17 protein-coding genes and 1 tRNA gene are annotated in these 17284 nt (G+C 72.1%); 5 read left to right on the forward strand and 13 right to left on the reverse strand.

Annotation, left to right across the window (positions count from 1 at the left end; genetic code table 11):
• Positions 1-196: 196 nt before the first annotated feature.
• The 7 genes from DDW44_RS14560 to DDW44_RS14585 form a co-directional block, all read right to left on the reverse strand.
• The gene (locus DDW44_RS14560; RefSeq protein ID WP_017946238.1) at positions 197-1849 is read right to left on the reverse strand and encodes a long-chain fatty acid--CoA ligase; all 1653 of its coding nucleotides are present in this window, start codon (positions 1847-1849) and stop codon (positions 197-199) included.
• 90 nt (positions 1850-1939) lie between these two features.
• Positions 1940-2485, reverse strand: a complete 546-nt coding sequence (locus DDW44_RS14565) for a SigE family RNA polymerase sigma factor (protein WP_017946239.1) — start codon at positions 2483-2485, stop codon at positions 1940-1942.
• A gap of 274 nt (positions 2486-2759) precedes the next feature.
• Positions 2760-3926, reverse strand: a complete 1167-nt coding sequence (locus tag DDW44_RS14570) for a lipid-transfer protein (protein WP_108906711.1) — start codon at positions 3924-3926, stop codon at positions 2760-2762.
• The gene (locus DDW44_RS32400) at positions 3923-4348 is read right to left on the reverse strand and encodes a MaoC family dehydratase (RefSeq protein ID WP_108906712.1); all 426 of its coding nucleotides are present in this window, start codon (positions 4346-4348) and stop codon (positions 3923-3925) included. The genes DDW44_RS14570 and DDW44_RS32400 overlap by 4 nt, the downstream gene beginning before the upstream one ends.
• On the reverse strand, positions 4345-4500 hold the full coding sequence (locus tag DDW44_RS32405) for a hypothetical protein (RefSeq protein WP_208647962.1): 156 nt from the start codon (positions 4498-4500) through the stop codon (positions 4345-4347). The genes DDW44_RS32400 and DDW44_RS32405 overlap by 4 nt, the downstream gene beginning before the upstream one ends.
• Positions 4472-5527, reverse strand: a complete 1056-nt coding sequence (locus DDW44_RS14580; protein WP_108906713.1) for a bifunctional MaoC family dehydratase N-terminal/OB-fold nucleic acid binding domain-containing protein — start codon at positions 5525-5527, stop codon at positions 4472-4474. Before DDW44_RS14580 ends, DDW44_RS32405 begins: the two co-directional genes overlap by 29 nt.
• 435 nt (positions 5528-5962) lie before the next feature.
• Positions 5963-6274, reverse strand: coding sequence for a hypothetical protein (locus DDW44_RS14585; protein ID WP_026165019.1), 312 nt, complete (start codon positions 6272-6274; stop codon positions 5963-5965).
• A gap of 336 nt (positions 6275-6610) precedes the next feature.
• Between DDW44_RS14585 and DDW44_RS14590 the strand changes: the two genes are divergently transcribed.
• Together DDW44_RS14590 and DDW44_RS14600 are read left to right on the forward strand one after the other, a co-directional pair.
• The gene (locus DDW44_RS14590; protein WP_108906714.1) at positions 6611-7480 is read left to right on the forward strand and encodes a bifunctional DNA primase/polymerase; all 870 of its coding nucleotides are present in this window, start codon (positions 6611-6613) and stop codon (positions 7478-7480) included.
• A gap of 471 nt (positions 7481-7951) precedes the next feature.
• Positions 7952-9328 (forward strand): LPXTG cell wall anchor domain-containing protein, encoded by a 1377-nt coding sequence (locus DDW44_RS14600; protein ID WP_244224039.1) that lies wholly within the window; start codon positions 7952-7954, stop codon positions 9326-9328.
• Positions 9329-9389: 61 nt separating this feature from the next.
• On the opposite strand, the gene DDW44_RS14605 is transcribed toward DDW44_RS14600, so the two are convergent.
• The 4 genes from DDW44_RS14605 to DDW44_RS14620 all read right to left on the reverse strand — a co-directional run bounded on the left by DDW44_RS14605 (position 9390) and on the right by DDW44_RS14620 (position 12110).
• Positions 9390-10202 (reverse strand): DUF427 domain-containing protein, encoded by an 813-nt coding sequence (locus tag DDW44_RS14605; RefSeq protein ID WP_108908840.1) that lies wholly within the window; start codon positions 10200-10202, stop codon positions 9390-9392.
• 748 nt (positions 10203-10950) lie between these two features.
• Positions 10951-11301, reverse strand: a complete 351-nt coding sequence (locus DDW44_RS14610) for a hypothetical protein (protein ID WP_108906715.1) — start codon at positions 11299-11301, stop codon at positions 10951-10953.
• A 154-nt stretch (positions 11302-11455) separates the two neighbouring features.
• Positions 11456-11542, reverse strand: a tRNA-Ser gene (locus DDW44_RS14615).
• A 340-nt stretch (positions 11543-11882) separates the two neighbouring features.
• Positions 11883-12110, reverse strand: coding sequence for an SHOCT domain-containing protein (locus DDW44_RS14620; protein WP_018892558.1), 228 nt, complete (start codon positions 12108-12110; stop codon positions 11883-11885).
• A 522-nt stretch (positions 12111-12632) separates the two neighbouring features.
• Between DDW44_RS14620 and DDW44_RS14625 the strand changes: the two genes are divergently transcribed.
• Positions 12633-12968 (forward strand): ArsR/SmtB family transcription factor, encoded by a 336-nt coding sequence (locus DDW44_RS14625; protein WP_026165023.1) that lies wholly within the window; start codon positions 12633-12635, stop codon positions 12966-12968.
• Complete coding sequence (locus tag DDW44_RS14630) at positions 12968-13678, forward strand: cation efflux transmembrane domain-containing protein (RefSeq protein WP_108908841.1); 711 nt, start codon at positions 12968-12970, stop codon at positions 13676-13678. The genes DDW44_RS14625 and DDW44_RS14630 overlap by 1 nt, the downstream gene beginning before the upstream one ends.
• A gap of 243 nt (positions 13679-13921) precedes the next feature.
• Here the strand turns inward: DDW44_RS14630 and DDW44_RS14635 are convergent, their stop codons facing one another.
• A complete protein-coding gene (locus DDW44_RS14635) occupies positions 13922-14113 on the reverse strand; it encodes a hypothetical protein (RefSeq protein ID WP_026165024.1) in 192 nt (63 codons plus the stop codon).
• A 194-nt stretch (positions 14114-14307) separates the two neighbouring features.
• Here DDW44_RS14635 and DDW44_RS14640 point away from each other — a divergent pair, with 194 nt between their 5' ends.
• A complete protein-coding gene (locus tag DDW44_RS14640; protein ID WP_108906716.1) occupies positions 14308-15441 on the forward strand; it encodes a glutathione-independent formaldehyde dehydrogenase in 1134 nt (377 codons plus the stop codon).
• 260 nt (positions 15442-15701) lie between these two features.
• On the opposite strand, the gene DDW44_RS14645 is transcribed toward DDW44_RS14640, so the two are convergent.
• Complete coding sequence (locus tag DDW44_RS14645) at positions 15702-17126, reverse strand: S1C family serine protease (RefSeq protein ID WP_108906717.1); 1425 nt, start codon at positions 17124-17126, stop codon at positions 15702-15704.
• Between the last annotated feature and the right edge of the window lie 158 nt (positions 17127-17284).

Here is a 17284-nt window from a genome sequence, read left to right on the forward strand (position 1 = left end):
AGGCCACCGCGGCCCGGGACGGGGTCGGCCACCACCCACGCCCTGCCCGGATCAGGCGGGGGAGCAGGACAGCAGGCAGCAAGGCAGCAGGGGAGCAAGGCGGCAGGCAGCAGGCAGCAGGGGAGCAACGGAGCAACGGAGCATGGTGCGGCCCGGTACGCGCCGCGTACCGGGCCGCACCCGCACACCGTGGCGCCTACCGCACTTCGGTGACCTGCAGCTCACCGTCGGCGTACTGGCGGCGGATCACCTTCTTGTCGAACTTGCCGACGCTGGTCTTCGGCACGGACGGGACGGCGGCCCAGCGCTCCGGCAGCTGCCACCTGGCGATCCGCCCGGCCAGGAACTCCTTCAGCGCCGGATAGTCGGCGGTCGCGCCGTCCTTCAGCACCACCGTCGCCAGCGGGCGCTCGCCCCACTTCTCGTCCGGGACGGCCACGACGGCGGCCTCGGCCACCTCCGGGTGCGCCATCAGCGCGTTCTCCAATTCGACCGACGAGATCCACTCACCGCCGGACTTGATGACGTCCTTGGCGCGGTCGGTCAGCGTGAGGAAGCCGTCCGGGCCGATCACGCCGACGTCACCGGTCTTCAGCCAGCCGTCCTCGCTGAACTTGTCGGCGGGCCGGAGTGGCTCCCCGGCCGCCCCGCCGTAGTACGCGCCCGCGATCCACGGACCGCGTACCTCGAGCTCGCCGGCGGACTCGCCGTCCCATGGCAGGAACTCCCCGCCCGGGCCGCGCAGCCGTGCCTCGACACCCGCAGGGAAGCGGCCCTGGGTGAGGCGGTAGCCGAACTCCGCGTCCGTGCCGACCGCGTGGGCCGGCGGCCGGGCGACGGTGCCCAGCGGCGAGGTCTCGGTCATGCCCCAGGCGTGGCAGACCCGCATGCCGAGCGCGTCGAACGCCTCCATCAGCGACGGCGGACAGGCGGCTCCGCCGATGGTGACCTGGGTGAGGGAGCTCACGTCGCGAGGCTTGGCGGTGAGCTCGGCGAGGAGACCCTGCCAGATGGTGGGCACGGCCGCGGCGTGGGTGGGGCGCTCGGTCTCGATCATTTCGGCGAGCGGGCCCGGCTGCAGAAAGCGGTCCGGCATCAGCATGTTCACGCCGGTCATCAGCACCGCGTGCGGTAGCCCCCAGGCGTTCACATGGAACTGGGGCACCACGACGAGGCTGGTGTCGGCGTCCGTCACACCCATCGACTCGGCCATGTTGACCTGCATGGAGTGCAGATAGATCGAGCGGTGGGAGTACACCACGCCCTTGGGGTCGCCGGTGGTGCCCGAGGTGTAGCACATGGCGGCGGCCGAGCGCTCGTCCAGCTCGGGCCAGTCGTAGGTGGTCGGCTTCCCGGCGAGCAGTTCCTCGTAGTCGTGCACGCGGGCCGCGGCGCCGTCCAGCACCGACCGGTCGCCCGGCCCCGAGACCACGACGTGCTCGACGGTCGGCAGGTGCGGCAGCAGGGGTGCGAGCAGGGGCAGCAGCGAACCGTTGACGATCACGACCCGGTCGGCGGCGTGGTTGACGATGAAGACCAGCTGCTCGACGGGCAGTCGCAGGTTGAGCGTGTGCAGGACCGCGCCCATGCAGGGGATCGCGTAGTAGGCCTCGACGTGCTCGGCGTTGTTCCACATGAGGGTCGCGACCCGCTCGTCACCGGTGACTCCCAGATCGCCGCGCAGGGCGTGGGCCAGCTGGGCCGCGCGTTCGCCGATCTCGCGGTAGCTGCGGCGATGCGGCTCGCTCTCGCCGGTCCACGTGGTGACGTGCGAACTTCCGTGGATCGTCGTCCCGTGGTTCAGGATGCGGGTGACGGTCAGTGGTACGTCCTGCATGGTGCTCAGCACGGCGTCCTCCCGGTGGGCGCACAGCTCTAAAGGGTGTGAAGATTCTGAGCACATACCGATCGGTATGTCACTACCCCCGGGTAAGAAAGCTCAGCGGACCGGTGCCAGCTCGGGATCCTCACGCAGTTTCCGCAGCGCCCGGGACACCGCGCTCTTGACCGTGCCGACGGACACGCCCAGCACCTCCGCGGTCTGCGCCTCGCTCAGGTCCTCGTAGTACCTGAGGACCACCATCGCGCGCTGCCGGTCCGGGAGCCGCATCACGGCGCGCCACATCGCGTCGTGCAGAACCTGCTGCTCGGCCGGGTCGGCCGGGACCGCGCCGGCGGGTTCCGGCAGCTCCTCGCAGCAGAACTCGTCGACCTTGCGCTTGCGCCACTGCGAGGTACGGGTGTTGAGCAGCGCCCGGCGGACATATCCGTCGAGGGCGCGGTGGTCCTCGATGCGCTCCCAGGCGACGAAGGTCTTGGCGAGCGCGGTCTGCAGCAGGTCCTCGGCGTCGTTCGGGTTGGCCGTGAGGGAGCGGGCGGTCCGCAGCAGCACGGGCCCCCGCGCCCGTACGTACGACGAGAACGACGTGTAGGAGGTCGGCGGCACGGCGGCGCTGGAAGCGGTCGTGCAGACTGGCGTGGTCATGGCTCCACGCTAGGAGCGGGGGCTTCGCCCCGGATCGGCCCCAGGTCCCGAACCCCGGTCCGCCTCAGGTTGTAGGGGTGAGGCGGCCCCCACCTCCTCTGGGTGGAGGAGGCCTCGGCTCCGCCTCAGGGTCCGGCGCGCCCGAACCACCCCAGCCCATGCGGCCGGGCCATCCGACCGGCTCGCACGACCGAACCCATCCGACCGCCCCACCCGGCCGGCTCGTACGACCGGCCCACCCGGCCGGATCCTCCGACCGGCTCGTCCATCCAGCTCACCCGTCCGCCCCGAGGATCAGTGCCGAGGTCGGGACGCCCGTACCGGCCGTGACCAGGACCCGGGCCGCCCCCGCGGTCTGGTTGACGGAGGTGCCCCGCAGCTGTCTGACGGCTTCCGCCATGCCGTTCATGCCGTGCAGATACGCCTCGCCCAGCTGGCCGCCGTGCGTGTTCAGGGGGAGCGTGTCCGCCGCGACGAACTCCGCCGCCTCGCCCCGCCCGCAGAAGCCGAACTCCTCCAGCTGCATCAGGACATAGGGCGTGAAGTGGTCGTAGACGATGCCCACGTCGATGTCGGCCGGGCCCATCCCGGAGGACCGCCAGAGCTGCCGGGCCACGACACCCATCTCCGGCAGGCCGGTGAGATCGTCGCGGTAGTAGCTGGTCATCTGCTCCTGGGCGCGGCCCGCGCCCTGGGCCGCGGCAGCCACGACCGCGGGCGGGTGCGGCAGGTCCCTCGCCCGCTCGACGGAGGTCACGACAAGGGCCTGCCCGCCGTCGGTCTCCTGGCAGCAGTCCAGCAGCCTGAGCGGCTCCACGATCCAGCGGGAGGCCGCGTGGTCGTCGAGGGTGATGGGCCTGCCGTGGAAGTACGCCGCCGGGTTGCGGGCCGCGTACCGCCGCCCGGTCACGGCCACCTGGCCGAACGCCTCCGGAGTCAGCCCGTGGGCGTGGAGGTAGCGCCGGGCCGTCATGGCCACCCAGGAGGCGGGGGTCAGCAGCCCGAACGGGAGGTTCCAGCCGAGGGCCGCGCCCTCCGACGAGGGCTCGCGCCGCTGCACACCCGATCCGAACCTGCGGCCCGACCGCTCGTTGAACGCCCGGTAGCAGACCACTACTTCGGCCACTCCGGCGGCCACGGCGAGTGCCGCCTGCTGCACGGTCGCGCACGCCGCGCCGCCGCCGTAGTGCACGCGGGAGAAGAACGACAGCTCCCCGATCCCGGCCGCCTGGGCGACGGTGATCTCGGGACTGGTGTCCATGGTGAACGTGACCATGCCGTCGACGTCGGAGGGGGAGAGGCCGGCGTCGTCCAGCGCGGCTCGCACCGCTTCGACCGCCAGCCTCAGCTCGCTGCGTCCGGAGTCCTTGGAGAACTCCGTCGCACCGATGCCGACGACGGCGGCCCGGCCGCCGAGCGAGTCGGCCCTGTGCAGGCTCATGCCGCCGCCTCCCCGGGCAGGCCGACGGTCACCGTGCCGGTGACGTGCTGGCCGAGACCGTTGACCCCGACCACGCGCACCTCGGCCGTGTCCCCGTCGACCTCGGTGACCGTGCCGGTCAACGTCATCGTGTCGCCGGGGTGGTTGGGGGCGCCGAGCCGTATCGCCACCTTGCGGAGTACGGCGTCCGGACCGAAGTGGTCCGTGATGTAGCGCCCGACGAGACCGTTGGTCGTCAGGATGTTCATGAAGATGTCGGGCGAGCCCTTCTCCCGGGCGAGCTCCGCGTCATGGTGCACGTCCTGGAAGTCCCGGGAGGCGATGGCCCCCGCGACGATCAACGTGCGGGTGATCGGGACGGTCAGCGGGGGCAGTTCGTCGCCGGCGCGCGGGACCGGGCCCCCCGTACGGCTCACGCTCATGCCGTCTCCTCCTTCCGCTCGCGCTCCTTGTGCTCCTCGCGCCCCGCGTGCCCTTCGCGCTCCTCCTGTCCCTCCTGCTCCCCGTGCTCCTCCTGCTCCTCGCGCTCCTCCCTGCCCGCCGTCTCAGCCCCCGGCCGCCGCTCGCTTCCCATCCGATACCGGTCCATGGCAGCCCGCCCCTGGCCGCCGGGCACGGAACACCGGCAGCTCCAGATCCTCGTCGGCCCTCATGAACTCCAGCCGGACGGGCATCCCGATGCGCACCTCGTCGTACGGCACGCCGATCACGTTGCTGACCATCCGTACGCCCTCGGCCAGCTCGATCAGTCCCACCGCGTACGGACCCCCCTCATCCGGGCCCCCCTCGACCGGCCCGGCGCCGTCCGGGCCGGCGCCGTCCGGGCCGGCGCCGTCCGGGCCGGCGTCGTCCGGGCCGGCGTCGTGGAGCCCATCGAAGGCGGGGAAGCGCGGATGGTGGACCACCACGTACGAGTAGACGGTCCCCGCGCCCTCGGCCTCGACCACGCCCCACTCCGCCGAGCCGCACCCTCCGCACCCCGGCAGCCAGGGGAAGCGCAGCTGCCCGCACGAAGCGCAGCGCTGGATCAGCAGCCTGTGCTCGGCGACACCTGCCCAGAACCCGGCGTTGTCCCGGTTGACCACCGGGCGGGGGCGCCGGGGCCGGGGCTTCTGCCCGGCCGACGGGGCGTACTTGAGGATCCGGAAGCGGTGTGTCCCGGCGAGCTCGCCGTCCGCCCGGATCTCCATCATGGTCGTGACGAAGTAGCCCGCGCCCAGCTTGGTCCTCTTGCGCGGCGAGACCGTCTCGATCACCGAGTCGAAGCTGATCCGTTGCCCCGGTCGCAGCGGGCGGAGGTACTCCTGCTCGCAGTCGGTGGCCACCACCGCGGCGAACCCGGCGCCGTCGAGCAGCGCGAACAGCTCGTCGTGCGCTCCCGTGCGGCCGGGGTGACCGGACAGCCCGCCCATCGTCCACGCCTGGAGCATGGTCGGCGGGGCGATCGCGTCCGGCCCCTCGTAGGCCGGGTTCCGGTCGCCCATCGCCTCGCACCAGTGCCTGATCATCGGCTCGTTCACCGGGTCCTTGCCGGCGCCGGGGATCGAGGCGCTGCGCCCCTCGTACGCCTTCAGCAGCGGATACAGCCCGTCCTCGCTCACGGCTTCCCCCTCGGCACCCGCCCGCCCCGGTACGCGGGGTCGCCGGCCGCGGGGGAGCCATCCGGTGCGTGGACTCGGGAGTACGAGCGGGGTCCGGCGCTCAGCAGGTCCCGGTGCTCGGCAGGGGCGGGGTGCACGACGGTGGCCTCCCGGGCTGCGGGGGACAGGTGGACGGGAACGAGTGGACGGGGACGGCTACGGACGTACGGAGCAGAGTTTCTGACTGTCCGTCAGATGCTGCCGGGTGTCAAGGCCGTGGACGTCCGCCGTTCGGACGCCCGCCCTCCCGGCACCCGTCCCCCCGGCACGCCTCACCCGCGCTCGGCGCGCGACGGCGAACGGCGCACGACGGCGAACGGCCCGCGCGGCGATGCCGGAGCACCGCCACACAGGCCGTCGTTCACCCCTCGGTCAGCCCCTCCCCCTGCGGCACCCCTACCAGATCGGAAGGAAGGTGATCGCGATGTTCTCGTTCGACTGGTCGATCGCCGTGAAGTCCGAACCGTTCACGGCGGCGGTGTTGTTCTGGTTGGACGCGCCGGCACCGGTGGCCACCTGCTGGGTGGTGGTCGAGTTGCCGAGGTTGTGACCGCCCACGCCACTGCCGCTGATGGTGGCCACGGCGGCGTTCGATCCGTCGCCCGCGAAGGCTCCGTTGCCGGCGTGCGCCACACCGGTGAAGAGGGCGGCGGCCAGGGGCAGCGCCGCGACGGCGGCCAGGGCGCGGGCGGTACGGATGCTTGCCATGTCGATTCCTCCGAAGTACGAGAGTGCACCGGGCAGCGGCGCACCGGACATGCGGAACTGCGTCTGGAAACAGGGCGGTTGGCCGGCCACCCGGTCGATCTTCACGACGTCGCGCATCCAGAGTTGCCCAGCGGATCTCCGGCGAACCACCCCGGAGGCGGTGATTCGCCCTCAAGCGTGAGGACATGTCGATAAACCCCCACCACGGCACGAACTCGCAGCTCAGCCGCCCGGCGGGGGCGGATCCCGCCCACCTCAAGAGGAAAAGCGTTACAGCACATTCTCGGTCGATCCCACCCCCTTCCCTTAGTCGAACATCAGTACGAACATGGAGTCATGGCCATCATCGACCGGCACACCGCCACGCTGGCCCTCGCCCACGCGCTCTCCGCCGCCGAGCGCGGGCTCCCCGTGATCCCCCTGTCCCCCACGAAGCTCCCCGCCCTGCCGTCACCGCACCGGCTGGACCCGGAACCGGTGCGCTGCCGCGGCGAGTGCGGCCTGCCCGGCCACGGCGTGCACGACGCCACGGCCGACCCCGCCACCGTGCGCGCGCTCTTCTCGGCCGCCCCCTGGGCCACGGGGTACGGGATCGCCTGCGGACGCCCGCCCCACCACCTGATCGGCATCGACCTGGACACCGGAGGCGCCGCCACCGGCGCCACCGACTCGGCCGCGGCGCTGCGGCAGCTCGCGCTGCGGCATCTGTTCACTGTCCCGGAGACCGTCACCGTCGTCACCCCCAGCGGGGGCCGCCATCTGTGGCTGACCGGCCCGCCCGAGGTGGTGGTGCCGAACTCGGTGAGCCGCCTCGCCCCCGGTATCGACATCCGGGGCGCCGGCGGCTATCTCGTCGGCCCGGGCTCCGTCTCGGTGCGCGGCGCGTACCGGCTCGCACCCGGCTCTGCGGCGCTACCCCCCGCCCCGTGCCCCGACGCCCTGCTGAGGCTGATCGCACCGCCGGCGCCACCCCGCCACCCCGCGCCCTCCCGAGCCCCACGCGGCCAGGGCCTGGTCCACTTCGTGCTCGCCGCCCATGAGGGGCAGCGCAACACCCGGCTGTTCTGGGCCGCCTGCCGGGCGTACGAGAACGGCATCGGCGAGACCCTCGCCGACGCGCTGACGGAGGCCGCCGTGCGCACCGGGCTGACCGAGCGCGAGGCCCGGGCGACGATAGCGTCGGCGGCGCGGCTGACGAGCGGTTGAGCGACCGGCGCCGAACCGCGGGCGCACCAGGCCCGCCCATGCCCCGGCTCCGTCTCCCACTCCCGCTCCTGCTCCGTCTCCCGCTCCCACTCCGTCTCCCGCTCCCACTCCCACTCCTGCTCTCAACCCTGCTCCCGCTGTGGGCGACCAGCCGCTGACCGGCTGGCGGCTGATCGGCCGGCGGCTGACCGGTCGGCCGACACCCCCGGACACGCGGGCGCCCCGGCCGTCGCGCGGTGATATGCGTCACAGAAGAATGACGGCAATCGAGGACGCCAATCCGGATTGCACTCTTCGCCCGCCCTGTGAGGCATCGTCAGCGGCGCCATCGGCACACAACGCGCTTTCGTACCAAGGGAGTCGAGTCATACGATCAGCACCGACCGGTCGCCCTGCGTGAGGGATTCCGCGGCGACTGCACGCTCTTCAGTCTTCAGTACCGCACACGCCGGACCCCAGAGAAGGGTGCTCGTGACACTCCGCCGCATAGTGGCAACGGCCGTCGCCGCTGCCGTGACCACGCCCGCCGTACTGTTCGGTGCCACACCCGCGCTCGCCGACGCCACTCCCCGCGCCGCGGCCTCCGCTCCCGGCGCCGCCGTCTCCACTCCCGCCACCGCCGAGGACGCGCTGCGGCACGCGGGCGAGCTGCGTGGCAGCGCACTGGCCGGCAAGACGCCATCCGGCGTGCACTCCGCCGAGGTGGCCGCCGCGCCCTCCGTCGAGGAGCTCGAGAAGGCCGCCGCACAGGCGCAGAAGGCGTACGACGACGCCGTCGCCGCGGCGGAGGCCGCGCTGGCGGCCGTGGAGGCCGCCCTCTCCGACGACTTCCCGCTCACCGTCGCGGCCAGGGCGGCGGCGAAGGAGGCGGCCGAGGCCGCCGCCGCGAAAACGGAAGCGGACAAGGCCCTGGCCGACGCGGAGGCCGCGCTCGCCGCACTGCCCGAGACCGCCGGCCCGGAGCAGAGGGCCGCCGCCGAGAAGGCCGTCGCGGACGCCGCCGCCGCGGCCGGAACCGCCGAGGCCGCCCGGGCCGCGGCCGACGAGAAGGCGAAGCAGGCCGGAAAGGCACGTGACGACGCCCGCGTCGCCGCCCTACGGGAATGGGGCGAGGCCGGCGAGGCCGAGAAGAAGGCCCTGGACGGCAAGAAGGTCGCCGACAAGGCCCTCGCGGACGCGCTGAAGGACCGGGAACCGGAGCCGTGCGTACCCGAGAGCGAGCTGACCGCGACCCTCTCCGGCCTGCCCGCCGAGATCACGGCCGGTTCGAGCGTGGAGATGAAGCTCCGCATCACCAACGACACCGGCAAGACGCTCGACGAGGTCTGGCCGTTCGTCTACTTCCACGGGATCGAGAAGGGGGGCTACGCGCCCATCGACGAGCATCTGCGAGTGGAGTGGGCGAGGGCCGGACAGACCTGGACGGACGCCGCAGACGACTACAGCGCCGGTTCCGTCAGCCCGCTGAAGGACGGCGCCCACGCGGACATCACGCTGCGGCTGACGGTCGACGCCGACACCCCCTCCGCCGCGGGCGTGGCGTTCATCGCCGCCGACTACGTCAACGAGGACGGCTCCTGCGGCGGCTCGCCGGAGCTGACCCCGTACGACTTCGAGGTGACCGCCGAGCCCACCCCGTCCGCCTCCCCGTCGTCCAGCGCGGGCACGGGTACGGGTACGCAGACCCAGACCACGACCACCCAGCCGCTCGCCACCACGAGCGGCAGCCTCGCCGCCACCGGCTCCTCCGCGGCCCTGCCACAGCTCGCTGCGGCCGGCGCGGCCGTGGCGCTCGGAGCCGGGGCCGTCTTCGCGGCGCGCCGCCGGAAGGCGGGGTCCGCTTCCTGACCCGGGACGGTGCACGCAGGCCGAAGGGCGCTCCCGCCGGGGCGCCCTTCGGCGCAGGCCGTCAGCGTCCGCCGAAGAAGATGTCCGGACGCTGCTGCCGCTCGCCGTCGACGATGACGTCGACGCGCTCGTCGTAGAAGGCGATCCGGTCCTTGATGACACCCACCGCCGGCAGCGGATCGGGATAGCTCCAGGCGACGTCGCGTCGTGCCTCGCCGTCTCCCACCCATGACCAGTACTCGGTCGCCACGCCCTTGTACGGGCAGCGGGTGCTCGTGTCGGTCGGGGTGAGCAGGTCGAGGCGCACGTCCTCGCGCGGGAAGTAGTAGCGCACCGGCAGCCCCGTCTCGAACAGCAGCACCGGGGATCGCGTGTCCGCGACGACGGTGCCCTCGATCTCGACCTGGACATGTCGAGCACTGGGCAGCGCGTCGACCCGTTTGTGGGGATCACGTGGATGCACGAAGATCTCCTCCTCCTCTTCGTACCAGTGGTCGAGGACCTCACGGCCGAACCAGGCGAAGCACACATGACCGGCCAGTTCCTCGCCGGGGCACTCCCAGGCCGCGGGACGGACGACCTGGTCGTCCAGAACGAGGTCGTAGAAGACGGTCGCTCCCGCATGGCGCCGCCCGGGGGGCCGCTCGGACCTCCGCAGCAGGTCCATCCGGACGTCCTCGGCGGGGAACGCGTAGATCGGTACGGGAACGCCCGGCTCCCACACCAGAACCGGCCGGCGGCTGTCGACCACCGTGACTCCGCCCTTCGTCCCGCGGACCCAGCGTTCGCTGGGCTCCCAGACCAGGCTGTCCGCCGGGTCGGGACGGCGCCGGACGACCGGTGCGGTCTCCGGCGTGCTCCCGGGTGTGGCCATGGCGTCCTCCTCCGGTTCGGCTTGCTCCGGCTCCGGTCGGTACCGCGGCACGGCCCCACCCCCCTCGGACCGCTGCGTTCCGCGGAACGCGGCGGCCCTCCTGACCCCTCCACCTTGAAGTCCCGCCAACCGCGACGCAACGCCGCGCCCAGGCCCGGGCCCGGCTACCGAACCCCCGCTGCCACACGCCGCCGCGGTACCGCCTCACCGCCTGCTCGATCAAGGCTCATCCGCCGCTCATGGCGGGGCGTCGCACGGCCCGGCGGCTCGGGCCACGCTTCTGCCTTCGCCCCCTCTGATCCGGCCGCCGCCGGCCGGGCCCCCGCCGCACGCGGGCAAGGCGAGGGCTTGATGGGTGAGCCCCGATGTGGCTGGGCGGTCGGCTCCGCGGCTTCACGCGGCCTTACGCAGCCACCAGGCCAGGGAGGCAACAACCAGCCCAATTTCCATGGCTGACTGATGGCAGGTCAGTCCTCGCTCGAAGTTTCAGGTGAGGGCCAACTGCTACCCCTCGCTCCCCATCCCGCAGCCCCTATCGTCACTATGACGTGAATTGGTTCGAACCCAACTGCCAACGGCAGCAGCTCTGCGATGCTGGAGTCCGATCGAGAGGGGCCTCGGCGATGCAGTGGTAGCGTCCCTGTGGGCCCTCGACGCGACCGGTATGGACGTCGCTGACCGACCCGGCTAGAGCTACGGATCAGGAGGTCGCGGGGGCGGGCACGGTACCGGTCACGGGCGGGGCTTCTCAGTCCAGGTCGTCTTCCGGCCCCACGTGGCGCAGCATCGTGCGGAATTCGCCCGTGCTCACGAGATGATCAATGACCCCAACCATGGCGGGGATGCCCGGCTCCCGAACGAGCAAGCCGTCCCAGACCCAGTGGTAGCCGCCGCCCAGACACTCGCCTGTGTCACGCCAGCGGTCCAAGGTGCGGCGCACGCACTCCAGGGTGTACACCGTGCCGGACCAGCGGTCGCCGTCGTCGAGGATCACCCACATGTCGACGTCATCCACCTCCGCCAGGTCCTCACCGGCGCCAGGCACGAAGCAGATCTCGTAGCCCTCGCGTCGCACCCGGTAGAACGGCCCGTCCCACATGTTCGCCCCTCCTTGCGACTGAGGATACGTAGAAGAGCCCGTGCCCCCGGCGTGCCCGTTCGAGCGGGGAATCGCGGGGAGTACCGGGCGCTCGTGGTGACTGGACATTGCGACGGCCCCTGACCATATGACCTGGTCAGGGGCCGTTCACCTGCGGTGGGTGTGGGATTTGAACCCACGGTGACATCGCTGCCACGACGGTTTTCAAGACCGTTCCCTTAGGCCGCTCGGGCAACCCACCTCCTGCCCCGTCCACCAGGGGCGGAGCGGGTACAGCGTACCGGCCTCACGCCACTCGCGGAGGTGGTGGGCCCTCCACTGGCCCAGGTCTTGAGAGCTCGCCCGTGTCCGAGCCAGGGTGGGCCCGTCACCGTACGAGCCCCCCGGGCCCGTCTCACCGTGCTGGCACGAACGGGGCCGAACTCGCTCCCGTCTCGCGGCCGGTCGCGAAGCCCGTTGAGGTGCCCTACGCCCGGCACGGGAGGGACCGGTGTGCCGCTGAGGTGCGGAAGACGCCCGGACCGGCCGGACGCCGGGATGTCGCGGCGACGCTCAGCCCGGCCCTCCGGAGCGGTCCGCGCTCACCGGGACTCCCGAAGCAGTGCGAGACGGCGTCTGTACTCGTCCTCGTCGATGTCACCCCGGGCAAACCGCTCGGCGAGCAGGTCCTCGGCTCGCCCGCCTCCCCAACGCTGTTCACCGACGGGCGGTTGTGGGCTGGGCTCCTGTCGGTGGCGGCCGATGTAGCGCGCGAGCGCGACGGCCCCGGCGATGACCAGAACCCAGAAGAGCACCATGACCAGCGTCATGGCGAACCATCCTCCCCAGCCCCATCCATCGTGGTACCACATCGTCCTGATCACTTCCCTCGGCTTGTGGAGCTGTGATTCCAGGATGGGTCAGCGGAGGGACCCGCGTACGAGGTCGTAGTTCCTCGCAAGGAGGGCCGAACGGCCCCGAGTGACGGTCACGGACGGTAGGCCGGTTCACGCGCCACCCGGACCAGGGACGCGACCCGCGGCTTCCTCCTCGCCGAAGTGAAGTCCTCACGCGAGCGCGGGGGTGCCGTGGTTCACCACCGACCCGGGCCATGGAAGCCGGGCCGCTCCGGCGCCAGGGTCGGCCAGCGGTCGGCGGCCAAGGGGGTAGGGGGTAGGGGGTAGGGAGTAGGGAGTAGGGGGAACGGAGAAGCAGGGGCCGGTGACCCTACCCCGGGGCGCTCGCCCGCTCGCCCAGGCCCAGGGGCGTCCCGCGGATCGATCGCCGCGGCGGCAGCCCGGGACGCAGCATCCATCATTTCCTGAATTCAGGAGATCCTGTACTGTCATCTGGTGTTGACCGTAGCCCCCGACATCGAGGTGCTGGCCCGCTTCGGCCGCGCGCTCGCCGATCCGATCCGCTGCCGCGTCCTGCTCGCCCTGCGCGAGGCTCCCGCCCACCCCGCCGATCTCGCCGACCGCCTCGGCGTCTCCCGTACCCGGCTGTCGAACCACCTCGCGTGCCTGCGGGACTGCGGCCTGGTCGTCGCCGTCCCCGACGGGCGCCGCACCCGCTACGAGCTGGCCGACGAGCGCCTCGGCCACGCCCTGGACGACCTTCGCACCGCCGTGCTGGCCGTCGAGGCCGACCGCACGTGCCCGGACGCCGACGACAAGGGGTGCTGCTGATGACCGCGGCGCCCCTGGACCTTTCCCCGGCCCGCCGTGACGAGCTCACCCGCCGGATACGCCTGCTGGTCGCCGCGACCATCACCTACAACGCCGTCGAGGCGGTCGTCGCCATCACCGCGGGCGCCCTCGCCTCCTCCACCGCACTGATCGGGTTCGGCCTGGACTCCGTCATCGAGGTCGCCTCGGCCACCGCGGTCGCCTGGCAGTTCTCCGCCCGCGAGCACACCGTCCGCGAGGCGCGCGAGAAGACCACCCTGCGGATCATCGCGGTGTCCTTCTTCGCGCTCGCCGCCTATGTCGCGGTCGACGCCGTACGTGCCCTGACCGGCACCGACGAGGCCGAGCGCTCGGTCCCCGGCATCGCCCTCGCCGCGCTCTCCCTCGCGGTCATGCCGTTCCTGTCCGCGGCCCAGCGCCGCGCGGGCCGCGAACTCGGCTCCGCCAGCGCGGTCGCCGACTCCAAGCAGACCCTGCTGTGCACCTATCTGTCGGCCGCGCTACTGGTCGGCCTGGTGCTCAACGCGGCACTCGGCTGGTCCTGGGCCGACCCGGCCGCCGCCCTCGTCATCGCCGCCGCGGCCGTCAAGGAAGGGCGCGACGCCTGGCAGGGCAGAGGCTGCTGCGCGCCCGCCGCGATGCCCCCGGCGGTCGGCGCCCGGGCCGGGGACGCATGCGGTTGCCGGCCTGGCTGTGACTGCCGCGGCTGACGCCTCGCGGAGGCGGAGGCTTCCACGCCCGGGCGGCCCGGCGCAAGGGCGGCCGCGGCCAGGCGCTCAGGCGGCGGCGACCCGACGGAACACGGCCCGCCGGACTCGGGGATCCTGCGCGGGGCGGCCCGGGAGGAGCCGTCTGCGGTGGAGCCGGGACCCGGCCGCGCTCACCCGTGACCCGGGTCCGCGGCCGAGCGGCGGTCGGCGCTCAGCGTGGTCGGCGGTCGGCGGTCGGCGTGGTCAGCGGTCGGCGATGTCCTCACGGAGGCCGTCGGAGAACTCCCACCACGACAAGGGGAGCCAGTCGCCGTCGACAAAGGCGTCCACCGTCGCGCCACGACCGCGGACCGTCACCGTCGTACCGGCCGGGTAGGTGGCTCCGGAGAGGCCCGGAACAGGGACGAGCAGAGTCCCCAGCCTTTGTGCTGCCACTTTCTCGCCCTCCGATTCGGTCGACTCGGCACGACGCCTGAAGGCATCTACCGGGGCGGATATTCCTCCCGAGATTACCGGCTTGTCCGATTATCCGGGCCGGAGAATCATGAGATATGTGCCACAACCGGGTCACAAGTGAAAGGAGGAGCGGGGGGCGAGTCACGCACGCATCGCCAGCGGAGGTCACAGCAATGAAAGCCGTGGTGTACAAGGAACCGTTCGAGGTGGCGGTCGAGGACGTCGAGAGGCCGAGGATCCACCACCCGAACGATGTGATCGTACGGGTCACGTCCACCGCGATATGCGGCTCCGACCTGCACATGTACGAAGGCCGGACGGCGGCGGAGCCGGGCATCGTCTTCGGCCACGAGAACATGGGGATCATCGAGGAACTCGGCGACGGCGTCACCTCGCTCAAGCAGGGGGACCGGGTGGTCATGCCCTTCAACGTCGCATGCGGCTTCTGCATGAACTGCGTCGAGGGCTACACGGGATTCTGTCTGACCGTCAACCCGGGCTTCGCGGGCGGAGCTTACGGATACGTCGCCATGGGCCCCTGGCCCGGCGGCCAGGCCGAGTACCTGCGCGTCCCCTACGCGGACTTCAACTGCCTGAAACTGCCCGTGGGAAACGCGAACGAGACCGACTTCATCCTGCTCGCGGACATCTTCCCCACCGGGTACCACGGCTGTGAACTCGCCCAGGTACGCCCGGGTGAGAGCGTCGCCGTGTACGGCGGCGGCCCGGTCGGCCTCATGGCCGCCTACTCGGCCCTGCTGCGCGGCGCCAAGAAGGTCTTCGTCGTGGACCGCGTCCACGAACGCCTGGACAAGGCACGGGAGATCGGCGCTACCCCGATCAACTTCGCCGAGGGCGACCCGGTCGAGCAGATCAAGGAGCAGACCGAGGGCGTCGGCACCGACAAGGGCGTGGACGCGGTCGGCTACCAGGCGACCGTGCGCGACACCGGACGCGAGGAGCCGGCGACCGTGCTGAACTCGCTCATCGGCACCGTCAGGGCCACCGGAATGCTCGGCGTACCCGGGCTGTACGTACCCTCCGACCCCGGCGGGCCCGACGAGCAGTCCAAGCACGGGATGCTCAGCGTCGCGATCGGCAGGCTCTTCGAGAAGGGCCTGAGGATGGGCACCGGCCAGTGCAACGTGAAGCGCTACAACCGGTACCTGCGCGACATGATCATCGAGGGCAGGGCGACGCCGAGCTTCGTGGTGTCCCACGAGCTCCCCCTGGACCAGGCGCCGTCGGCGTACGAGAAGTTCGACAAGAGGGTCGAGGGCTACACCAAGGTGGTGCTGCACCCGTAGTGCCGCGCGGCTCCCCGCCGCCTCCACCCGCGCCGCCCGCCGCACGCCTTGCGCAGCACGCCGCGCAATACGCACCACGCGGCACGCGGCACACGGCACACGGCACACGGCACACGGCACGGGAACCTCACCCGCGGGGAGAAGGGCACCGGTGGGGACGGCACGGCGAAGGCGCCGCCGATCCGGTCGGCGGCGCCTTCATCGTCGTCGTCGTTCGGCCTTCGGGAGGCGCCCTCGTCGGCCGCCGGCGGAGCCCCTCGTCAGCCGTCGCCCTCGCGCTGACCCAGCGTGACCGTGACCGTGGCCTCGCGGCCGTCGCGCTCGTAGGTGAGCTGGACCTTGTCACCGGGCTTGTGCGTCCAGATCTCGCTGATGAGCGTCGGGCCGCTGTCGATCGGCTTGCCGTCGAACTCGGTGATGACGTCGCCCGCCCTGAGCCCCGCCTTGGCCGCCGGGCCGTTCGGCGTGACGGCCGCCGCGCCACCCGCGCCCTCCTGGGCGATCGTCGCGCCGGCGCCCCTGTCCGTCATGTTCACCGTCGCCCCGATCACGGGGTAGACGGGCTTGCCCGTACTGATGAGCTGTTCCGCCACGTTCTTCGCCTGGTTGATCGGGATGGCGAAGCCGAGGCCGATGGAACCGGCCTGGGACTGCTGGCCGAAGCCGTTGCCGCCGCCCGCGGACTGGATCGCGGAGTTGATGCCGATGACCGCTCCGCGTGCGTCGAGGAGCGGGCCGCCGGAGTTGCCGGGATTGATCGAGGCGTCGGTCTGGAGCGCGCTCATGTACGAGTTCCTGCCGCCGGAACCGTCGCCGGAGGCCACGGGCCGGTTCTTGGCACTGATGATGCCCGTCGTGACCGTGTTGGACAGGCCGAAGGGGGCACCGATCGCGATGGTCGAGTCGCCGACGGCGACCTGGTCGGAGTTGCCCAGCGGCAGCGGGGTGAGCCCGGCGGGCGCGTCCCGCAGCTTCAGTACGGCCACGTCGTAACCCTGGGCCCGGCCGACCACCTCGGCTTCGTACTCCTTGCCGTCGGAGAAGGTCGCGGAGAGCGTGCCGCCGTCCGCCGCGGAGGCCACCACGTGGTTGTTCGTGAGGATGTGCCCTTCCTTGTCGTACACGAAGCCGGTGCCCGTGCCGGCCTCGCCCTGCCCCCTCCCGGACGCCGCCTCGATCGTGACGACGCTGGGCAGCGCCTTGCCCGCCACCGCGGCCACCGTGCCGGGCTCGCGCTTGAAGCCCGAGGGGGCGTCCCCTGCGGCCACCGTGGTCGACGCACCGCCGTCGTTGCGCTCGGCGGCCCAGTAGCCGACCCCGCCGCCCACACCACCGGCGACGAGTGCGGCGACGAGGACGGACGCGATCAGCCCGCCGGACCGCTTGCGCGGCCCCTGCGGGGCGGACGCGTGCCCGCCCCAGGGCGAGGCGGGCGGCGGGGGAGGCGGCCAGGCACCCTGCGGGTACCCGGCCGGGGAGGCGGGGGAGGCGGGGGAGTGGTCGCCGGGGGCGGGCCCGTGGGCCGCGGGCGGGACGGGAGGCGCGGGGGGCATCGCCCGGCCGGGCTGCGTCGGGGACTCCGACCCGGCGGGCGGGTGCGCGGCAGCGCTTTCGGGAGCAGCCGCCGGCACAGGAGGTACGGACGGGCCGGCGTGCGCCGGGGTGCCCTCGTTCTCAGTGCTCACAGCTTCCTCTTCCTCGCTTCCACGATTCGGCGGTCCGCGTCGCGGGACCGCACCGATGCGCTGCAGTCAGCTTTTCCCATACCCTGTCAGGCCACTGTAAGCAGGACCTGTGCGACCGTGCGCTCTTCTTTATCCCGGACATGACGGACACAGGCTTA

The organism is Streptomyces tirandamycinicus (genome assembly GCF_003097515.1).
GTDB classification, from domain to species: Bacteria; Actinomycetota; Actinomycetes; order Streptomycetales; family Streptomycetaceae; genus Streptomyces; species Streptomyces tirandamycinicus.